This window comes from Streptomyces xanthochromogenes, from assembly GCF_014650455.1.
Classification (GTDB): domain Bacteria; phylum Actinomycetota; class Actinomycetes; order Streptomycetales; family Streptomycetaceae; genus Streptomyces; species Streptomyces xanthochromogenes.
This window is the reverse complement of sequence record NZ_BMUZ01000016.1, coordinates 165,924-182,482: the sequence shown is the minus strand read 5'-3', so window position 1 is coordinate 182,482 and position 16,559 is coordinate 165,924. Positions and strand designations below refer to the sequence as shown.

Here is a 16,559-nt window from a genome sequence, read left to right as displayed (position 1 = left end):
GACGTGCATCACGATCACGGCGTGGTCTTCTCTGCGGACCAGCGCGGCGCGGGCCGGATCCTTGCACCTGGCCAACAACACCGAATTCCCACGCGGGAGTTCGGGATCGCGCGGTAGCCTCACGGTGTCGCCGTCGTGCCGGGGGTCTGCCATGGGTATCCGAGCCGCTGTTGTCCCCGCTGTGTCGCTGCTGCTCACCGTCACGGTGGCGGGCTGTTCGGCCAGCACCTCCTCCGATACCAGTGCCAAGCATCCAGCGGCGCCGACGTCCAGCGTTGCCCAGAGTTCGGTGACCGGGACAGGCGGTGCTCCTGCGTCCCTGCCGTACGGGCCTGGTCCGCAGGCGAAGTACACGGTGCAAAGCCAGCCGCCGACCGGGTCGTGCCACTTCGGATACACGGCGGACAAGCAGCCCCTCGAGGACAAAAAGTGCACGCCCGGTGCCCTCAATCCGAAGGTCACCCCGGCCACGTTGAAGACCACCATCTGCGCATCCGGCTACACCTCGACGATCCGGCCGCCCGAGAGCGTCACCGGGGTGGAGAAGACGGCGAACGCCAAGTCCTACGCCTACACCGGCGCCCTGCACGACGCCGAGTACGACCACCTGGTCAGTCTGGAGTTGGGCGGCGACCCCAACGATTCCCGCAACCTCTGGGTCGAACCGCCTTCCCCGGGTCACAAGGCCGGTGCGGGCCCCAACAACCCCAAGGACAGTGTCGAGTCCAAACTCCACACCGCCGTCTGCTCCGGAAAGGTGCAACTCGCCGCGGCGCAGAAAGCGATCGCGGCCGACTGGACCACCGCACTGGCCACGCTCGGCCTCAGCTGAGGGCTGCGTTTGCCGTCGGCTTCGCCCGCGCTGTCGCTGCTGCTGGAGATAGCCGGCCCCGATGCGGGGCCGTTTCCACGCATGTTCTGTCCTGCTGACCGGCAAGGTGTGGTCAGAAGCCTCCGTTGAAGCCTGTGCAGGGGGAGTGCTGGGACGCCCACTCCGTCCGTGGACTATGGACGGCGCCGTCCTTCCCGCCGGAGGGCTTTGGGCCCCCTCGCGCCGCCGCCCATGTGACGACACGCCCCTCGTCGACCGGACCTGAGCGAAACCGCCCCTTCCTGACAGTAAAACGGCGGCCCGCTCATCCGGCACAACGAGGCCACCCGCAATGCTTCCGTCCTCGCCGCTGCAATTCCGGACGGCACCTGGTCTCGTGCACCGCCTCTTCGGGTCAGGCTGAGGCCACTGACAACCTCGCCATCAACCTCCTGAAGCGGGCCAGCAAACACCTCCTTGCTGAGGGGTGCCATTCGGCCGCCGCTCCCGGCCCTTTGCCAACGGCGATCATCAGCTGCCGCCCATTGGCCTTGCCGCACTCCGCTCGGGGAGCGTGGTCGATCCAGCCTCAACGCCGAGTGGATTACCGTCACCAACACCGGCCGCGGCGGCGTCAACTTGAAGGGCTGGACTCTCACCGACCGGTCCCGCCACACCTACACCTTCCACAACCTGCGCCTGGCTGCCCACCAGTCGGTCCGGGTCCACACCGGCATCGGCCGCGACGTCTACCAATACCGCCGCGACTACGTGTGGAAGAACACGGGTGACACCGCGATCCTGCGCGACAACCACCAGCACATCGTCGCGGCGAAGTCCTGGGGACGCCGCTGAACCAGGGCCCGCATTCGTCGCGACGATGGTGAGCCGTAGAGGCCGGCACCCTTCGGGTGCCGGCCTCGGCCGTCGCCGGGCAGCAGTCCCGGCCTGGGCGGCCGGCGAGCCATCAGACGCAGGCTCCCCGGGACGGCGACAGAGGCGAAGGGCAGGAAGCTGATGCGGGCGTGGCGATGTGCGGTGCGCATGGGCGGGCGGGGCTTCTGGGTATCGTCAGGGCGGATCGCCCAGATTCAGGGCATCGGTTCGGTGTAGGGAGTGGATGGTGGGTCGTCAGCCCAGCGTGGTCACAGGGTGTTTGGCCGTCGTACTCGTTCTGGGAGCGAGCGGGTGCTCTGGAGGGACCGGCGATAGCCGCGCGGCCGACGGCAAGCCGTCACCGTCGGCCTCCGACTCCCGGAGTTCTGGGGCTGGTGCGTTGGGTGCGCCGGGGGACGTGAAGCAGCTGCCGGGCATGCCGACGGTGTCGGTGGCCCGCGCGCAGCTGGCAGGGCTGAAGGTCGCGGCAGCGGGATCGATGGCTGGCTACAGCCGGGAGAAGTTCCCTCACTGGGCCTCCCAGGGCGCTAAGTGCGACACCCGCGAAATCGTCCTGGAGCGGGACGGCACCGACGTGACGAAGGGCGCCGACTGCAAGGCCGTCTCCGGCAGTTGGATCTCCCGCTACGACCACCTCACGTTCACGAGCGCGGCCAAGATGGACATCGACCACACCGTGCCGCTGGCCAACGCCTGGCGCTCCGGCGCCAACACGTGGACGACCGAGCAGCGAAAAGCGCTCGCCAACGACCTCACCCACCCCCAGCTCGTCGCGGTCTCCGCCACCTCGAACCGTGCCAAGGGCGACCAGAGCCCCGACCAATGGGCACCGCCCGCTAAGGACTACTGGTGCGCCTACGCGGAATCGTGGACCACCGTCAAAGCCACCTACCAGCTCACGGTCACCGAAGCGGAGAAAGCCAAGCTGGCCGACATGCTGTCCACCTGTCCGGCCTGACACTGCCCACGACGGCAGTCGGCAGCCACTGAGAAAGCCCGAGCGGTTCGGGGCAGGATGGAGCATATGAACGACACACCACAGCCCGCCTCCCGCGGCACGACCTCGGAGCACTACACCGGACAGGTCACCGCGGGCCCGGGTGGCGCGATGACGGACGAGGTCGGCGTCATCACCGGCGACCTCACCCTCACCACCAGCGTCGAAGATGATGGCTTGGCTCACTCCCGCATCCAGTACACGGACGCGGACGAATGGTACACCCTGACCGGCAGCCCTCAACCTCTGCCCGGCGCTGGGCTGCAGGCTCTGCACGAACAGACACTGGAAGCCGTCCGCTCCGGAGGCGCGGCTGAAGCCCGCACCCCCTCGGCTCCGTAGCCCCGATGCATGCGCAGGTGCGGGAGGGGAGCCCTCCCAGCGCCGGACGTGCACGAACCACCGTCGGCCCGACTCGGCATGCGGTGCCGGACCACCCGCCTCCACCTGCGCTCGGTCGGCCAGTGCACCCGTCCGGCGATCCAGCGTCGTCCAGTTCCGTCCAGTCCTCGCCCAAGTGCTCGCCTACGGACGTGCGGACGCCGTGCCCGTGTTCGTGTAGCGGTCTGAGCCGGCCATCGAACCAAGTCAACGGGTGGGGCATTACGTGATGCCGACGGCCTGGACCGTGGGGAATTGCATCACCGCCGACAGTGCGGGTGCGGTTCATGGGTCCCCCTGCGGTGAGGGGGCTATTGCCCTGCAGAACGGTCGCGCTGGCGAACCGTGTTGCCGAGTCGTGACGCTCGGGCGCGGCTCCTACAGGTCGATCACGGCCCACAGCCGGCGTCCGTCGGAGGCGGTGTCGGCGCCGCAGCTGGATGCGCCAAGGTCTGCAATGTCGTGGAGCAGAGCGTCGCTGGTGACGTCCCGGCGGGGGGTGTGGGAGAGGACCATGACGAGTGCCTGCTGGTCCTGGTCGGCGAGGTGGAGGCTGACGCGTCGGCCGCCGTCGGCGAGGGCAGACCGGGCCAGCAGTTCGGTGATCCCGGTCAGCCGGTCGGCGAGAGAAGCGGGGGTCTGGTAGTGCCAGGCTTCGAGCTGGCCGAGGATGTGGCGGCCGGCTTTGGCTGGGGACCAGGGGGCGTTTTCCAGCGTCCAGTTGGCTGCGCGCCGGTTGCTGATGACCGCCCGCGGTCGTGGCCTGGTCGCAATCGCGGAGTCCGCTTCGGGGCGGGGCGATTCGACGGGCCGCTTTGGCGGGGGCGGGGTTTTCGGCGGGTAGTCCGGGCGGTGAGTCTGGTCTGGGGTCGGCGTCACGGCGGCCTCCCGGCACTGGAGTTGCACTCGCGCGGCCATCGTAGACCTCTGGCCAGGGCGGCGTGCCGGGTTGCGTAACCAGCCCGGGTGGCGCGGAGTTGACCTGTCATGGATGATCTCGCTGCCCCTGTGACGGGTACGTATTCCGACGCCCCGCGCGAACCGTTGATCACTCTGGTGGAGGCGCGGGATGTCGTGCGGCTACTGCGCCACTTCGCCGAAACCCACAGGCAGGGCTCCGACGAAGAGCTCGACGCCTACGCCCTGGCCACCGAGCTGGCAGGCCGGCTCCCGTCAGAGTGAAGTGGGGAAGTCCGCCGGGTCCGCGCGGCGGGCGCCTCTGTCTGGCCTCGCGGACTCCACGCCCGCTGGAGACGAAAGGCCGCGCCGGATGAGCCGTCGAATTCCTCCCCGGGCCACACCGGGCGGAGTTGAGCGCTCCGAGAACAGGCCGCGGCCGGGCCGGCGGGGGCTGTGCGTCCCGGCCCCAGCCCGTGCTGGCCGCAGGCCTGCGGGCTCTGCACGAGCAGACGCTGGAAGCCGTCCACGCGGGCGGCGCCGCCGGAGCCGCTACCACCTGACGGCACCGCTCCGAGCACAGCGCCCCGGAGGCTCGTCGGCCGGCTGTGGTCGCCGCGTGTTGCGGGACCGCGGCGCATCCGGTCGGCGACGCCGTGGACGTCGGCCCGGAACTGCCGGATATCGGTGATCAGGTCGCGCCATGGCTCGTAGGCGGCGGTGACCGTCTCGCCCGACGCCTCCAGGTACGCGATGGCGATGCCGTAGCCGAAGAACTCGTCGTACTCGGGCAGCGGGCGCAGGAGCACCAGGGCGTGCAGGAGCGCGGCGGCCCGCCAGTGAGCGTCGGGCGCGTCAACGTCGAGGCTCGGGGGTATTCACGCGGTGACGTGCCACGGCGGCGACGAGAGCGGAATGGTCTCGCACGGATACGTCCTTGAGTAGTGCCTCCTGCCGTTCCAGTAGCCAGCGGGCATCGACGTGCAGGTCCACCTCGCTCACGTGGCCCGGGTCGTCGCAGAACCCTGCAGGCCGAAGTCGTGCACGAACGCTTCCCTGATACCGGGCGTGCTGGTGACCCGGTCGAAGGCTTGGGCGCCGCGGTCCAGCGCGAGCTGGTTCTCCGCCGTGTCGGAGAGGGCTGCGAGGTAGGCGCTCACCGGTACGTCGCCGGCGAGCGCGATGAGCCGTTCGGCGGTCGCGGTGTCCACTTCGATCTGGGTGGTGTCGACCATGCACCGAGTATCCACCCGCGGGTTCTGCCCAGGGGAGTGTTCGCCGAGGGCGGCGGGGTGTGCACGGGGTCGTGCTCGCCGGCCCAGCCCGGCCTGGCCTCGCCGCCATGCCCCGGGTGCCGCCGTCGCCTCGCTCTGGGCCCGGTCTTCGGGCGAGGTGTTCGGCCTGCGGCCGCGGGGTGCGCCATAGGACGCCACTAGGAGCCACGTTGACGGCACGCACCTTGACCTCATACAACGGTGAGGCGTTCCCGCGCACCGGAATCGACCATATTTACGTACTTGGATTCTTTTGCGATTACACAACGAGGCTTCGTATGTGTCGTGCAGTATGTGTGCCTTGGGCAACACTGCGATGGACAGGGAGCGTTGGTGGTCAAGGAGTTAGCCGGGGTCGGTGGTCTTGATGATGGTGTGGAGCCGTCGGCGGGCCGGCGTGGAGTGGTGCGTTTCCTCCACGAGGAGGCGGCCCCCGCGGCTGCGCGCATGGTGCTGGGCAATGCTCTGCGTCATTTCCGCGCCGATGCCAAGCTAAAACAGGAGACGGTCGCAGCGCTTCTGGGCGGCTCGACGTCGAAGATCAGCCGTATCGAGACCGGTGTTTTCAGGCTGAAGCCGGCTGATCTCGAGACTCTCTTGAGGGTCCTTCAGGTGACGAATCCGGCGGATAAGCGAGTGCTGCGCGAACTTGCCTCTTTCGCCAATGAGCGTGCGTGGTGGCAGCCGTGGTCACCGGTGGCGCAGCCCTACCTGCTGGCCGTGGTCAGCTACGAGGATCTGGCGAAGCGGATCAGGTCGTTCGAGGCGCTGTATCTGCACGGTCTGCTGCAGACCGCCGAGTACGGGCAGGCGTTGATCCGGCGCGGGCGCGGAGGCCCGCTGGACCACGAGCGGCTGCTGGAGTTGCGCGAGGAGCGGCAGAAGCGGTTCGCCGCGGTGCCGGAGAATCGTTTGGTGTGTGTGATCGCCGAGGGCGCTCTGCGCAATCCGGTGGGATCGGGCCTGGTGATGCGCCGCCAGATCGAGCACCTGCTGGACCTCATGAACGATCCGCGCTATCAGCTGCGGATCGCGGCGCAGGGCGACCCGCGTGTACATCTGGAGATCGGCACCACCACGGTCTTCGACTTCAGCGAGAAGATCCTGCCGACCCTGGTCTACGCGGAGTCCTTCGAGGGCGGCCTGATCATCGACGACGAGATGATGGTCGACCGGCGGGTCAAGGCCTTCGACGCGCTGCGGGCGGTTTCGCTGGCTCCGCCGGCGACGCGCCGCAAGCTACAAGATTTGCGCAGCCTCTACCGGTAGGCCACGCCCGCTCGTCCGTCCTCGCGCCGCAGACTCAGGGTTTGCGGCCAATGCCGGCGTAGAGCGAGACCAGGCGGTCGGTGAGGATGCCGGGGCCGCTGCCGGCCTCCGGCTTCCACTGGTGGGCAAGCACCACGCCGGGGTCGACCAGGTCGAGCTGGTCGAAGAAGCGCAGCACCGATTTCCTGTCCCGGACCTGGGCCGGGGTGCCTCGCTGAATGTAGGTGTCGATGATCGCGTTCCAGGCTGCGGGGTCGAAGTCGCCGGTGCAATGGGTGAGGCTGAGGTAGGAACCGGAGGGCAGCTGCTCCATGAACTCCCCGACGACGCGGTAGGGCTCCTGGTCGTCGGGGACGAAGTGCAGCAGGGCGTGCAGGCTGAGCCCCACGGGCTGGGAGAGGTCGAGGATGCCTTCCTCGCGGACGGCGTCCAGGACCTGCTTGGGGCGGGTGGCGTCCGCGTGCACGTAGCTGGTTCGTCCCTGGGGGGAGCCGGCGAGGAGTTCGTCGGCGTAGACGAGGACGATGGGGTCGTTGTCGGCGTAGACGACGCGGGACGCGGGCTCGACGGCCTGGACCACGTCGTGGAGATTGGGCGCCGTGGGGATGCCTGTGCCCACGTCGATGAACTGCCTTACGCCCTGCTGGGCGAGGTAGCGCATGGCCCGCTGCATATATGCACGATTGACGCGGGCGACGGTCTCGATCGCCGGGAACACCTTCATCACTTGCAGGGCGGCTTCCCGGTCGACGGCGTAATTGGTTTTCCCGCCCAGGTAATAGTCGTACATCCTGGCGCTGTGTGCGCGGTCCTGCCGTAAATCGAGGTCGTCGTTTCCGCTGTCGCCGTGCCCCTGCACGGAATCGTCCCCCACTGCGGCTCCTCCAAGGTTGCGTGTCGGCGTCTGCCCACGTCAGGGGCGAGACGCACTTGCATTATCCCTGTCCATACTGGCCGTTCGCCGGTAAATGTCCACCCTGGAGCAGATTTCTCGACATAGCGCCAGGGGCTCCGTATCCACGAGGAAATCGGCAAACGCGCCGGTGTTTCCGCACCTCGCAGAGCCTCTGGTTTGCGGAAGCGGATAGATCATCGGCGGCCACTTAGCTGTGCATGCTCACAGAGTGCCCTGGACCAGTGCGTCCGCGAACAGCTCGACTGCCTGGGCCGCAGCCTCGATCACCGGCCCGCCGACAACCTTGGAGTCGCGGAAGAGGACCCGGCCGCGGCTGGGGCGCGCGATCTCCACGCAGGATCCCTCCGGGAGGCTGTACGAGCTCTTGCGCCATGCCAAGCCGTCACGCGACGGCGCACCGTGCCCCTGAGCCGTGCCATCCACCGCTGAGTCTGCGGGATTTTTCACTGGATGCCCCCTGTGGTGACCAACTCTTTCCTGCCGAAACGCAATTGCGTTTCGGCCCGACCCTGTCAGGATCACCGCCCCTGGCCGGGTCCATGCAGCGAGCACCGACAACGTCTCGTTTTCAACAGACGGGGGCCAGACGCAAGTGCACTTGGCAAGCGGACCGATTCATCACACAGTCCGACCGTCTCCGGTGTCGGCCCCGCACGGGCGCTGGCCATTCGCACTAGCCGCCGCTCTCACGGGCTCTCGCCGCTCACGCGTGGCTCTCATCAGGAGCGTTTCGGGCGCACGCGCCCGCACGAAAGCCGAAGCGTGAATCGAACGCCACCCGCCCGTCGTCCGCGGACGACGGTGAACAAGACGCCTTGAATGAGCCATCTGGCCGACCAGGACCGTCTCAACCGGGCCAATCCGCACACGAGTTGCGCCTACCGTCAGCCTCGCCCGCCCCTGGAGCGGGCAGCACAAGGGCCCCAGCTCACCGATTCCACTCAACGGCTGGGGCCCAAGTCCACGAACACCTCGAAGAGGAGAACGCGATGGCCCCCTCCCCGCACCGGACCCGCCGCAAACCCCGCCACGCTCGCCCCCGCCGACGCCGTCTCCCGCGGCCGTGCACCTGGTGCCTGCACGACGCGGCCGAAACCGCTACCGGCCCGGCCAGCCAAATGCTCCTCAACCCCGTCGGCACTGACTGGCGCGACGCACTGCTCATCCTCGCTCTCACCCTCGCGCACCGTCTCGTCCAGCCGTGCCCCCACACCCTCTCCCCACCCACGGCTGCGCCCACCGTCCACGAACGGCCCTGCGACCTGTGATGCGACGAGAACCCATGCCCCCAGAACCCCGCAATCCCAGCGACGACCCCACCCGCATCGCCCACCTCCTCAATCACATCCGCGTCCACGCCGGCGCCACCGAGATGTCCCTCGCCCGTACCACCGGCGTCGAACTCGGCTACATCCACGACGTCCTGGCCGGCCGCCGCTTTCCCACCCGCTCCTTCACCCACTGCTACGCCAGAGCCTGTGGAGCCGACCCCCAGGTCCTTCTCATGGTGTGGCAGGACGAGCGCGCTCGCCGCCAGCGGCCGCGCCCGTAGCCCAACCCGGACGTGTTGGGGACTGTCCGGTTGAGGAGACCGGGCGCTGAAGGCGAGCCGTCCCGGCAAGTACCGCGCCCTGAACGGCGCGGCCGCAGAATCGGCCGACGGCTTCCGGTGTGCGCTACCCCGGTGCTTGGCAGGTATCGCACGGTGCGCCTCTTTCGGGGGATAGAGGTGCCGGCGCGCGTCGAGGAGGCTCGCGCGGGCAACCGGCCCGGTACGGGGACGTGGTGAACATGAGAGGTGGCCGGGTGCTTAAGGATCAGGACTGTTCCAGCTGCGCGGACCTGCGAAGCGAAGCCGCCGCGAACAGCGCAGATGTAGACGATCTGCTGCTTGCGTGGCACAACCGGGAGCGCCTAGTAGTGCTTCGTTAGGTTCACGGTCTGGGTCTGCTGGTTTCCAGGGGGCGGCCGCAGGTGGTGCAGGTGCCGGTCCAGCACCTCAGCAGGTCTTGTAGTGCGTCGAGGGTCTGGTAGAGGCTCGGGCCGGTGCCTGGACTTTTGGGTCGAGTCTGCGCAGGGTGAGGAAGGCCTGGGCGGCGGTGACGAGGGTGACGTGGTGGTGCCAGCCGCGCCAGGTGCGGCCCTCGAAGTGGTCCAGTCCCAGGCCGTTTTTGAGCTCGCGGTAATCGTGTTCGATCCGCCAGCGCATCTTCGCCCCCCGCACCAGGTCCGCGACCGGCGTGAGGGCGGGCAGGTTACTCATCCAGTAGCCGGTCGGCTCTGCGGCGTCCCAGGGCTGTTCGACGAGCAGGGTCCGTGACGGAAGCTCCCCGTTCCAGCTGCCGTGGCCGCCGGCCTGTTCCTGGCTGGTGCGGGTGGCTTCCTTGCCCGAGGGCCTTATCTCGAGCACCGCGAAACGCGAGGTCATCATCCCCTTGCTGCTACCGGTTTTGCCTGTCCTTGACCTCTCGCTTAGAGTGATCGCCGCGTGACCGGCTTGGCCGGTCTGCCAGGGGGCTCATAAATCAATGGGGGGTTGTTTCGGCATGGCCGACGAAATGGTGCTCAGAGCACAGAGATTCATCAATCTGACCTACAACAACGGTGCGGCACTGGGGATGTCCAAGCTCGCCGAGGATGGCAAAACCGGCTGGCCCGTCATGTACGCCCTGACTCGTGCGTTGCAGTACGAGCTGGGTATCACCAGCCTCTCGGATTCCTTCGGGCCGACCACACTGTCCGCGCTCCAGTCGAAGTACCCGAAGCTGAACGACTCCACGGTGCCATCGGCAAACTTCTGCCGCGTCCTGCAGTCGGCCCTGTACTGCAAGGGGTACGACGGCGGTGAGATCGACGGAACCTACAACGGGCGCGTCAAAAACGCGGTGGCCAAGCTGAAGGCCAACATGGGCGTCGACACGGTCTACGCGGGAAGCTCCTTGGAGCCGAAGGTCGTCAAAGGCCTCCTCAACATGGACGCCTACGTCACCGTCAGCAACGGCTCCAATGAGATCCGCTCGATCCAGCAGTGGCTTAACAGGCGTTACGTGAGCCGTAGGGACTTTTACCTGATCCCATGCGACGGCCATCACTCCCGCGACGTCGCCAAGTCCATGCTCTTCGCGATCCAATACGAGCTCGGCATGGCAGACGGCACCGCCAACGGCGTCTTTGGCCCCGGCACCCAGTCCGGCCTGAAGAACCACACGGTCGCGGCCGGCACCACCGGCACCTGGGCGTCCCTGTTCACCGCAGCATTGATCCTGAACAAGCGGAACGTACCCTTCGGCGACTTCACCAATGACGTCAAGTCTGGCGTTGAGTCGTTCCAGTCGTTCGCCAAGCTCCCGGTTACGGGCGTCGGCGACTTCCAGACTTGGGCGTCCCTGCTCGTCTCCTACGGCGACCAGACCCGCAAGGGCACCGCCTGCGACGGTGTCACCATGGTCACTCCGGCTCGCGCGCAGGCGCTGAAGGCCGCCGGGTACAAGTACATCGGCCGCTATCTGTCCAACCCGTCAAGCACAAGCCTGCCGGAAAAGCAGATCCAGCCCGGCGAGCTCGCGACCATCAAGCAGTACGGTCTGCGCTGCTTCCCGATCTACCAGACCTGGTCCCGCTCGGCCAGCTACTTCAGCTACCCCCAGGGCTGCATCGACGCGACGAACGCCATCGAATGGGCCCAGATCCACGGTTTCAAGCCGGGCACGATCATCTACTTTGCGGTCGACTATGACGCCCAGGACGGCGAAATAACCGACTACGTTCTGAAGCATTTTCGGGGCATCTACCGCACCGTCGGCGAGAACTCCGCCTACGGCGTCGGCGTCTACGGCCCGCGCAACGTCTGCCAGCGTGTCTCCGACGCCGGATACGCCGCCGCCGGCTTCGTCTCCGACATGTCGTCCGGTTTCTCCGGCAACCTGGGCTACCCGCTGCCCACCAACTGGGCGTTCGACCAGATCGCCACCATCAAGGTCGGCTCCGGAGACGGCGCCATCGAAATCGACAACAACATCGCCTCCGGCCGGGACACCGGACAGGGCGACTTCGATCCCGGGGTCCCGGTCAGCTCCGACCTCGACGCCGACTTCAACAAGGCGACGTACCGGGCGGCGGCGCTCAAGGACGTCCAGGCATATCTGACGTCGATCGGTGTCCCGGAGACCGGTGGCGAAGGCTGGACCCTGGACGACGACTGGGTGACGTACGGCGTCGTCTCCACGACAGAGGCATTCAACAAGGTCATGGACGCCGACTGGCTGTTCACCAACCTGGCCAGGACCCTGAAGCTGCGCAAGGCGCTCATCCAGGCACCAGTGCTGTGGGAACTGCGCAAGCTGAACCCGCTCGACGCGGTCGCCGACGAGGCGGTGAAGGCTGGTGCGAAGAACGACTGCAGCACCGGCTGGGGGCAGATATTCGCCTGGGTGACCATCGCCGCCCGCAACTACTGCATGAACCAGGGCATCATCCACGGCACTCCGCTCACCGGCTCGGACACCCGCACGGTGTGGGACAACCTCCAGGACCCCGAGTACAACATCCCCTCGGTGGCCTACCTGACCATCTACAACGCGCAGCAGCTCGGCATAGCCCGCCCGTCGCTGACCACCAGCCAGGCAGACAGCCAGAAGCTGCTGGCCCGCTACAACGGCACCGGCGACAAGGCCGAGAAGTACGGCCGCGAGCTGGTCGGGCTCTACAACGTGCTGGAGAACTACAACAAGCTCAGCCGCGCCAAGTAGACCGGAATGATCGTGAAGAATGAGCGCATGCGGAAGCTCTGTGTCCCCGTCGTCGTGAACCTGCTGCTCGGGGTGCCGGCCATCGTTCCTCTGTTCCTGGCGTGGTACATCCTGGCCAACGGGCCGCTGGCGGCGATCGGCTGGACCATGCAGGACCCGAACGAGAACGACGGGATGCTTCTCTGGCTGGTCATCGCCGCCCCGGTGTTCTGTCTGTTCGGCCTGGTATGGGGGCTCATCAACGCCTGGCTGCGGCGCCGGACGCAGGTACGGGGCTCCCGCTACTGGCCGGTGTGTGCCGCCGCTTCCATCGCGCCATTCCTCATGATCTTCGGTCTGCTCTGACAGCTGATTCAGCTCACAGGGAGACAGGAAACGTGGATCACAACATGACACGGCGTACGGTCGTCCAGGCCTGCGCCGTCATCGGCGGGGCCGCGGCCATCGGGTCGATGCTGCCCGCCACCGCAGCGGTGGCCGGCGAACGGCGCGGGCCCCGGCGTCCGGCAACTTCCGCCAACGGCTGGACGACCCAGCCGAACGCGGACCTTGCTTCACAGGTGTGGACCCGCCCGGTGGCCGGTACGGGACTGGACGTACAGGTATGGATCGGCGATGTGGAGGCGGTGCTCGTACACATCGTGCGCCGCTTCCACTACGAGGTGCAGGAGCTCGCGGCGGTGGACCTGGCCGGCTGGCGCCCGGCCAAGGGCCTGCGACGAGGCCTCCCGGAGTCCAACCTGGCCTCGGGCACGGCTGTTCGTATCCGGCAGGGCGCCGGGGCGAAGGGCTCGCTGTTCCCACTCCAGGTCGCCGCCGTGCGGGACATTCTCGCGGACTGCCAGGGCATCGTCCGCTGGGGCGGCGACGACAAGCCGGTCGACGAATCGCTCTTCTACATCGCGGTCGGCCCGCACGACGAACGATTGCCCCGGCTGGCCACCGCCATCCGCGAGGCGACGTTCCGCTAGGCACGGATCGAAGAGTCTCAGCCGGCACCCGCGTGACGTCGGGGGCCGCGCGGTCGTTGAACAGCGAGAACCCACACCGGGCCCCGGGGATGTCAAGGCTGAATCCCCGGGGCCCGTCGTGCGACCGGGTCACGATCAGGCCGTCCCGGCCCCCGTGGCGGTGAGCCGGTCGACAGCTTCGGCGTCGGTCATGCGCAGCACTCGCACCAGGTGGGCGGTGCCATCCTTCGCGACGTGCGCGCGGCCCGGGGGCGCTCTGCCCTTGGCGACAGGGCCGGCTATCGAAACGAGGCGCTGCCAAGTGCCCACGCCCACCTGGGCGAGGACCCACGGTGACGGACTGCCCGCACGCGGCCGGGCCGAGGCTGCCGCAGGCGCCCCGATGTGAGGCACCTGCGGCGGATCAGTCTCGGTATTCTCGGCGGCCGTAGTTGTCGACGGTCACGGTCGGGTGCGCGGGCACCGACTTACCGGCAACTGCTGTCGACAACTCGGTGGGCCACGACGCACCCGGATAGACACCGACCACGGGGGTGTCGATGTGGAGCACCACGTCGAACCCGTCAGGTCCCGTGACATGGACGTCAGCCCGGTAGAACGCGCGCTCCGCACCGGTGTTGACTATACTCACCGGCACGGTGAGGACAGACCCCTTGTGGACGGGCGGATAGACGGCAACGTCCCCGCGAACCACGAGAGGGGTGCCAAGACCCTCGTTCCGGTCACCCGTACGGCTCTTCGAAGCCATAGGTGTACCCGGAGGAGCGGAGGACAGCGGCGTGGCCGGCTGCGCGCTGGGCATACCAACCGCCCTCGCCCCTTGCCCGCTGCCCTGCTCCTGCCCGCAGCCAACGAGGAGTGACGCCATCAGGGCAGCTATGCCAGCCGCGGCACGCGGTCTCAGCCGCGGCCGGGACGGCTCGCGGTTTCCGTCCATCGTCATGGCGTCACTCTCACTTGCACGGGGGGACGAGCCGCTTGCGGTCGATGACGGCCCACGCGCTTGCCTTGTCAAGCTTCATGATCGCGGTGACTTCGCCACATACGTCTTTGACGCGGAGCGGTCCGGCGTACTGCGTGAAATATCCCTCGTCGGTGACACACGCATCCTGCTTGCCCGTGCTGGTCTCGCACAGCTTGAGCTTCATATACCGCTTCTGGCCCGTGTTGTTGTCGAAGAGAACACACGAGCCCACGCCGTTCTTCCGGTAGTGGAAGAGAGTGCCCTGACGGCTCGCATCGGGAAGCCTCTCGGCAAAGGTCAGCTCATAACCAGTTCCGCACAGCGTGGCGGTCGCTTGAACCGCCCGAGGCGCGGCCAAAGCCACGGCCCGAGTCTCAGCGTCAGCGACAGACGCCACCCGTACACCCCCAACCGTCGAAGGCCCCTCGACGGCAGATGCCTGCGGCGCCGCAAGGCCCACACAGACCAAGGCCAGCGCCGCAACTGACACACGCTTGGCCGAACCCAAAAAAATACCCGACATGACTCTCCTGCATTCCGTTGTGCAGGGTTTTACGGTTCCACAAAACGGCAGCCCGAAAATGCGCACCTCCGCGCATATCCATAAACGCCGTTTCGTTGACAGTCGCAACCCGGTCGCAGGACCGAGAAGCGACACCCCCTAAACCCCCCATATGCAAACTCTTTGCCTCTGGTAAACCCAAGGCGGACCCCATTAGATCATCAATACAGATCTTAAAATGTCACAGACTTGGACAAAAGGTATGATAACAAAATGGATACATTCCACCCGTGCTCTGCACAGCCAGGTGAAATGCGGTAACCCGAGGGCCGGCATGAGGCAGCGTGACCGCAGCATCCCGTGAACGCTGCCCGGATCGCATCCGCGCAGCCGGGGCTCCGGTGCAGGACGACCGGCCCCACGCGGGCCGTCGCGGAGTGCCGTCCGCGGGGCACGGCATCCGCTACTTTGCGTAGAGCTCCCATCGAGGACCGCCGGGCGTGTCCGTCTGAGCGCAGACGAAGTCGACCCAGTGAGCGGAGGCCTGGTGCGCGTTTCCGTAGTCCACGCCGACGACGCCTCGCGCTGACTATGCGAACACAGCGCCGGACGCCGATGGCCGACAGAAGGTCGCACCGGTCGGTGGCTGGCACACAGTCGTCGCCCTGGAACACCCGCTCGTATCGAGCGTGGCGGCCTTCACCTCCGCTTCGGCGTTCTCCTCGGGCGCGGTTGGCAGACGGGCGTGAAGAGAACCGTCGACGGGTGGCGCAGGCACTCTGCCGGATACACGCAGTATGTTCCGAGCCACGCGGGAGAGTCTGGGATAGCCCTGATGTCAGGGACACGGGCGCCAGGGCCGAGAATCACCACTCAAGGCGCCATGGCAACAGGACAGTTACTTGCGCGTTGCTGACCAGGCGGCGCTGAGCTCCGCGAGCTGTCGGCGGAGGTGGCCTCGCTGCTCCTCCAGGTCCAGGGATGTGGGTGACAGGAGGAGAACGTTGTCGCGGTAGGGGCGGAAGCCGATGTGCTGCCATCCCATGCTGATCTTGGCGGTAACACGGTCCCACTCGTCCGACCGCCGGATGTTTGTGCCCAGGTCGGAGATGCCGGGCGCGTTCGCAACAGCCCGGCAGCCAGGCATCAAACGGAAGATGGCCTCGCCAGCCAAGATCGGGCCGAGTCCCTGCCCTCTCCATGCCTCGTGGAGCGTGACACGGTCCATGACGAGCAGAGCGGACCCCGCGTACTCCAGCAGCCCGCTGGCCTCATCCGTGTAGTAGCCCGTAGCGGGGTCGAGGACGGCTTGGGCAATCTCGGAGAGGTCTTCCGACTCCTCCTCCATCGCGGCGAAAGCGTTCCGGCCGCGGTCGAGGTGGACCCTATAAAAGACCATCGACCCGACGTCGGCATCTTCCGTTGTGCACAGCAGGCAGTCGACACCGCAGCAGTCGCCGTTCGCGTCCCCGCGCAGCTCCCTGTCGTGGATGCGCCGGCGGTGGAGGATGGCCACATCCCATCGCTCCAGCGTGTCGGCCTGCCCGGTGTCCCACAGTCCATCGTCGTGGCAGATCCGCAGGTGCAACTCGCTGGGATCACCCGGGAGGCGGTTGAGCTCGATCACCACCGGAGCCTACTCAGTACGCGCCACGACCGTGAACCGCCCGCCTGGACAAGCTGCATGACCGCCACCGTGACATGAACGGGCGCGGGTCGACAGCCCCCTCCCGGGGGCGTCGAGCTGTGCAGGGCCAACTTCCGGGCGGGGCAGGTCGCCCTGCCGGGCCCGGAGGAGCCTTTTGGAAGTCCAGGGATGGTTTCGCAGCCGATCGGGCTCTCGTGGTGGCTTCTGGCGCCTCTGTTGACCGCGGTCGAAGTCGAGTTAGACCTTCGCTGGTTGCTCGGGCTCGAGCTCGAGCTCGGGTGCTG

At 67.3% G+C, this 16,559-nt stretch carries 17 protein-coding genes and 1 pseudogene; 10 read left to right on the top strand and 8 right to left on the bottom strand.

The genetic code is table 11. The features are described from left to right. Positions 1–472: 472 nt before the first annotated feature. From IE267_RS40325 to IE267_RS34425, 4 genes are all read left to right on the top strand, one after another. Positions 473–832, top strand: coding sequence for a hypothetical protein (locus tag IE267_RS40325; RefSeq protein ID WP_308428874.1), 360 nt, complete (start codon positions 473–475; stop codon positions 830–832). A gap of 618 nt (positions 833–1,450) precedes the next feature. Continuing rightward, the gene (locus IE267_RS40525) at positions 1,451–1,666 is read left to right on the top strand and encodes a lamin tail domain-containing protein (RefSeq protein WP_373304626.1); all 216 of its coding nucleotides are present in this window, start codon (positions 1,451–1,453) and stop codon (positions 1,664–1,666) included. A gap of 439 nt (positions 1,667–2,105) precedes the next feature. Beyond that, positions 2,106–2,666, top strand: a complete 561-nt coding sequence (locus IE267_RS34430) for an HNH endonuclease family protein (protein WP_308428873.1) — start codon at positions 2,106–2,108, stop codon at positions 2,664–2,666. A gap of 66 nt (positions 2,667–2,732) precedes the next feature. Next, positions 2,733–3,047 carry a hypothetical protein gene (locus IE267_RS34425; protein ID WP_189765867.1) on the top strand — a complete coding sequence of 105 codons (315 nt, stop codon included), beginning with the start codon at positions 2,733–2,735 and terminating at the stop codon, positions 3,045–3,047. Positions 3,048–3,464: 417 nt separating this feature from the next. On the opposite strand, the gene IE267_RS39945 is transcribed toward IE267_RS34425, so the two are convergent. Continuing rightward, positions 3,465–3,965, bottom strand: a complete 501-nt coding sequence (locus tag IE267_RS39945) for a hypothetical protein (protein WP_229861584.1) — start codon at positions 3,963–3,965, stop codon at positions 3,465–3,467. 108 nt (positions 3,966–4,073) lie between these two features. On the opposite strand from IE267_RS39945, the gene IE267_RS34415 reads away from it, so the two are divergent. Continuing rightward, positions 4,074–4,268, top strand: a complete 195-nt coding sequence (locus IE267_RS34415) for a hypothetical protein (RefSeq protein ID WP_189765866.1) — start codon at positions 4,074–4,076, stop codon at positions 4,266–4,268. A 713-nt stretch (positions 4,269–4,981) separates the two neighbouring features. Here the strand turns inward: IE267_RS34415 and IE267_RS34410 are convergent. Continuing rightward, a complete protein-coding gene (locus IE267_RS34410; protein ID WP_189765865.1) occupies positions 4,982–5,218 on the bottom strand; it encodes an antitoxin MazE7 in 237 nt (78 codons plus the stop codon). A gap of 372 nt (positions 5,219–5,590) precedes the next feature. Between IE267_RS34410 and IE267_RS34405 the strand changes: the two genes are divergently transcribed. Then, the gene (locus IE267_RS34405; protein WP_229861583.1) at positions 5,591–6,526 is read left to right on the top strand and encodes a helix-turn-helix domain-containing protein; all 936 of its coding nucleotides are present in this window, start codon (positions 5,591–5,593) and stop codon (positions 6,524–6,526) included. Positions 6,527–6,560: 34 nt separating this feature from the next. Here the strand turns inward: IE267_RS34405 and IE267_RS34400 are convergent, their stop codons facing one another. Together IE267_RS34400 and IE267_RS34395 are read right to left on the bottom strand one after the other, a co-directional pair. After that, a complete protein-coding gene (locus tag IE267_RS34400; protein WP_373304625.1) occupies positions 6,561–7,400 on the bottom strand; it encodes an SAM-dependent methyltransferase in 840 nt (279 codons plus the stop codon). A 243-nt stretch (positions 7,401–7,643) separates the two neighbouring features. Continuing rightward, a complete protein-coding gene (locus IE267_RS34395) occupies positions 7,644–7,865 on the bottom strand; it encodes a DUF397 domain-containing protein (protein ID WP_308428876.1) in 222 nt (73 codons plus the stop codon). Between the two features lie 859 nt (positions 7,866–8,724). On the opposite strand from IE267_RS34395, the gene IE267_RS34385 reads away from it, so the two are divergent. After that, positions 8,725–8,994 carry a helix-turn-helix domain-containing protein gene (locus IE267_RS34385; RefSeq protein WP_189765861.1) on the top strand — a complete coding sequence of 90 codons (270 nt, stop codon included), beginning with the start codon at positions 8,725–8,727 and terminating at the stop codon, positions 8,992–8,994. 447 nt (positions 8,995–9,441) lie between these two features. Here IE267_RS34385 and IE267_RS34380 read toward each other — a convergent pair. Then, positions 9,442–9,882 (bottom strand): annotated as a pseudogene (locus IE267_RS34380) (transposase); the annotation flags it as partial. Positions 9,883–9,988: 106 nt separating this feature from the next. Between IE267_RS34380 and IE267_RS34375 the strand changes: the two are divergent. Genes IE267_RS34375 through IE267_RS34365 form a run of 3 tightly spaced genes read left to right on the top strand, consistent with a single transcriptional unit; the run spans position 9,989 to position 13,161 of the window. After that, positions 9,989–12,190, top strand: a complete 2,202-nt coding sequence (locus tag IE267_RS34375) for a glycoside hydrolase domain-containing protein (RefSeq protein ID WP_189765860.1) — start codon at positions 9,989–9,991, stop codon at positions 12,188–12,190. A gap of 6 nt (positions 12,191–12,196) precedes the next feature. Further along, positions 12,197–12,535, top strand: a complete 339-nt coding sequence (locus IE267_RS34370; RefSeq protein ID WP_229861582.1) for a hypothetical protein — start codon at positions 12,197–12,199, stop codon at positions 12,533–12,535. Positions 12,536–12,579: 44 nt separating this feature from the next. After that, positions 12,580–13,161 (top strand): twin-arginine translocation signal domain-containing protein, encoded by a 582-nt coding sequence (locus IE267_RS34365; RefSeq protein WP_229861581.1) that lies wholly within the window; start codon positions 12,580–12,582, stop codon positions 13,159–13,161. 403 nt (positions 13,162–13,564) lie between these two features. On the opposite strand, the gene IE267_RS34360 is transcribed toward IE267_RS34365, so the two are convergent. From IE267_RS34360 to IE267_RS34350, 3 genes are all read right to left on the bottom strand, one after another. Next, positions 13,565–13,909: a hypothetical protein gene (locus IE267_RS34360; protein ID WP_189765858.1), complete on the bottom strand. Its 345-nt coding sequence runs from the start codon at positions 13,907–13,909 to the stop codon at positions 13,565–13,567. Positions 13,910–14,114: 205 nt separating this feature from the next. Continuing rightward, a complete protein-coding gene (locus tag IE267_RS34355; RefSeq protein WP_229861580.1) occupies positions 14,115–14,489 on the bottom strand; it encodes a hypothetical protein in 375 nt (124 codons plus the stop codon). Between the two features lie 1,036 nt (positions 14,490–15,525). Beyond that, positions 15,526–16,254 carry a hypothetical protein gene (locus tag IE267_RS34350; RefSeq protein ID WP_189765857.1) on the bottom strand — a complete coding sequence of 243 codons (729 nt, stop codon included), beginning with the start codon at positions 16,252–16,254 and terminating at the stop codon, positions 15,526–15,528. Positions 16,255–16,559 lie beyond the last annotated feature (305 nt).

Excerpts from the sequence above, each read along its gene's own strand:
- IE267_RS34425 (WP_189765867.1), top strand. The coding sequence starts at position 2,733 with ATGAACGACACACCACAGCCCGCCTCCCGCGGCACGACCTCGGAGCAC.
- IE267_RS34410 (WP_189765865.1), bottom strand. The coding sequence starts at position 5,218 with ATGGTCGACACCACCCAGATCGAAGTGGACACCGCGACCGCCGAACGG.
- IE267_RS34415 (WP_189765866.1), top strand. The coding sequence starts at position 4,074 with ATGGATGATCTCGCTGCCCCTGTGACGGGTACGTATTCCGACGCCCCG.
- IE267_RS34360 (WP_189765858.1), bottom strand. The coding sequence starts at position 13,909 with ATGGCTTCGAAGAGCCGTACGGGTGACCGGAACGAGGGTCTTGGCACC.
- IE267_RS34365 (WP_229861581.1), top strand. The coding sequence starts at position 12,580 with ATGACACGGCGTACGGTCGTCCAGGCCTGCGCCGTCATCGGCGGGGCC.
- IE267_RS34385 (WP_189765861.1), top strand. The coding sequence starts at position 8,725 with ATGCCCCCAGAACCCCGCAATCCCAGCGACGACCCCACCCGCATCGCC.
- IE267_RS34375 (WP_189765860.1), top strand. The coding sequence starts at position 9,989 with ATGGCCGACGAAATGGTGCTCAGAGCACAGAGATTCATCAATCTGACC.
- IE267_RS34370 (WP_229861582.1), top strand. The coding sequence starts at position 12,197 with ATGATCGTGAAGAATGAGCGCATGCGGAAGCTCTGTGTCCCCGTCGTC.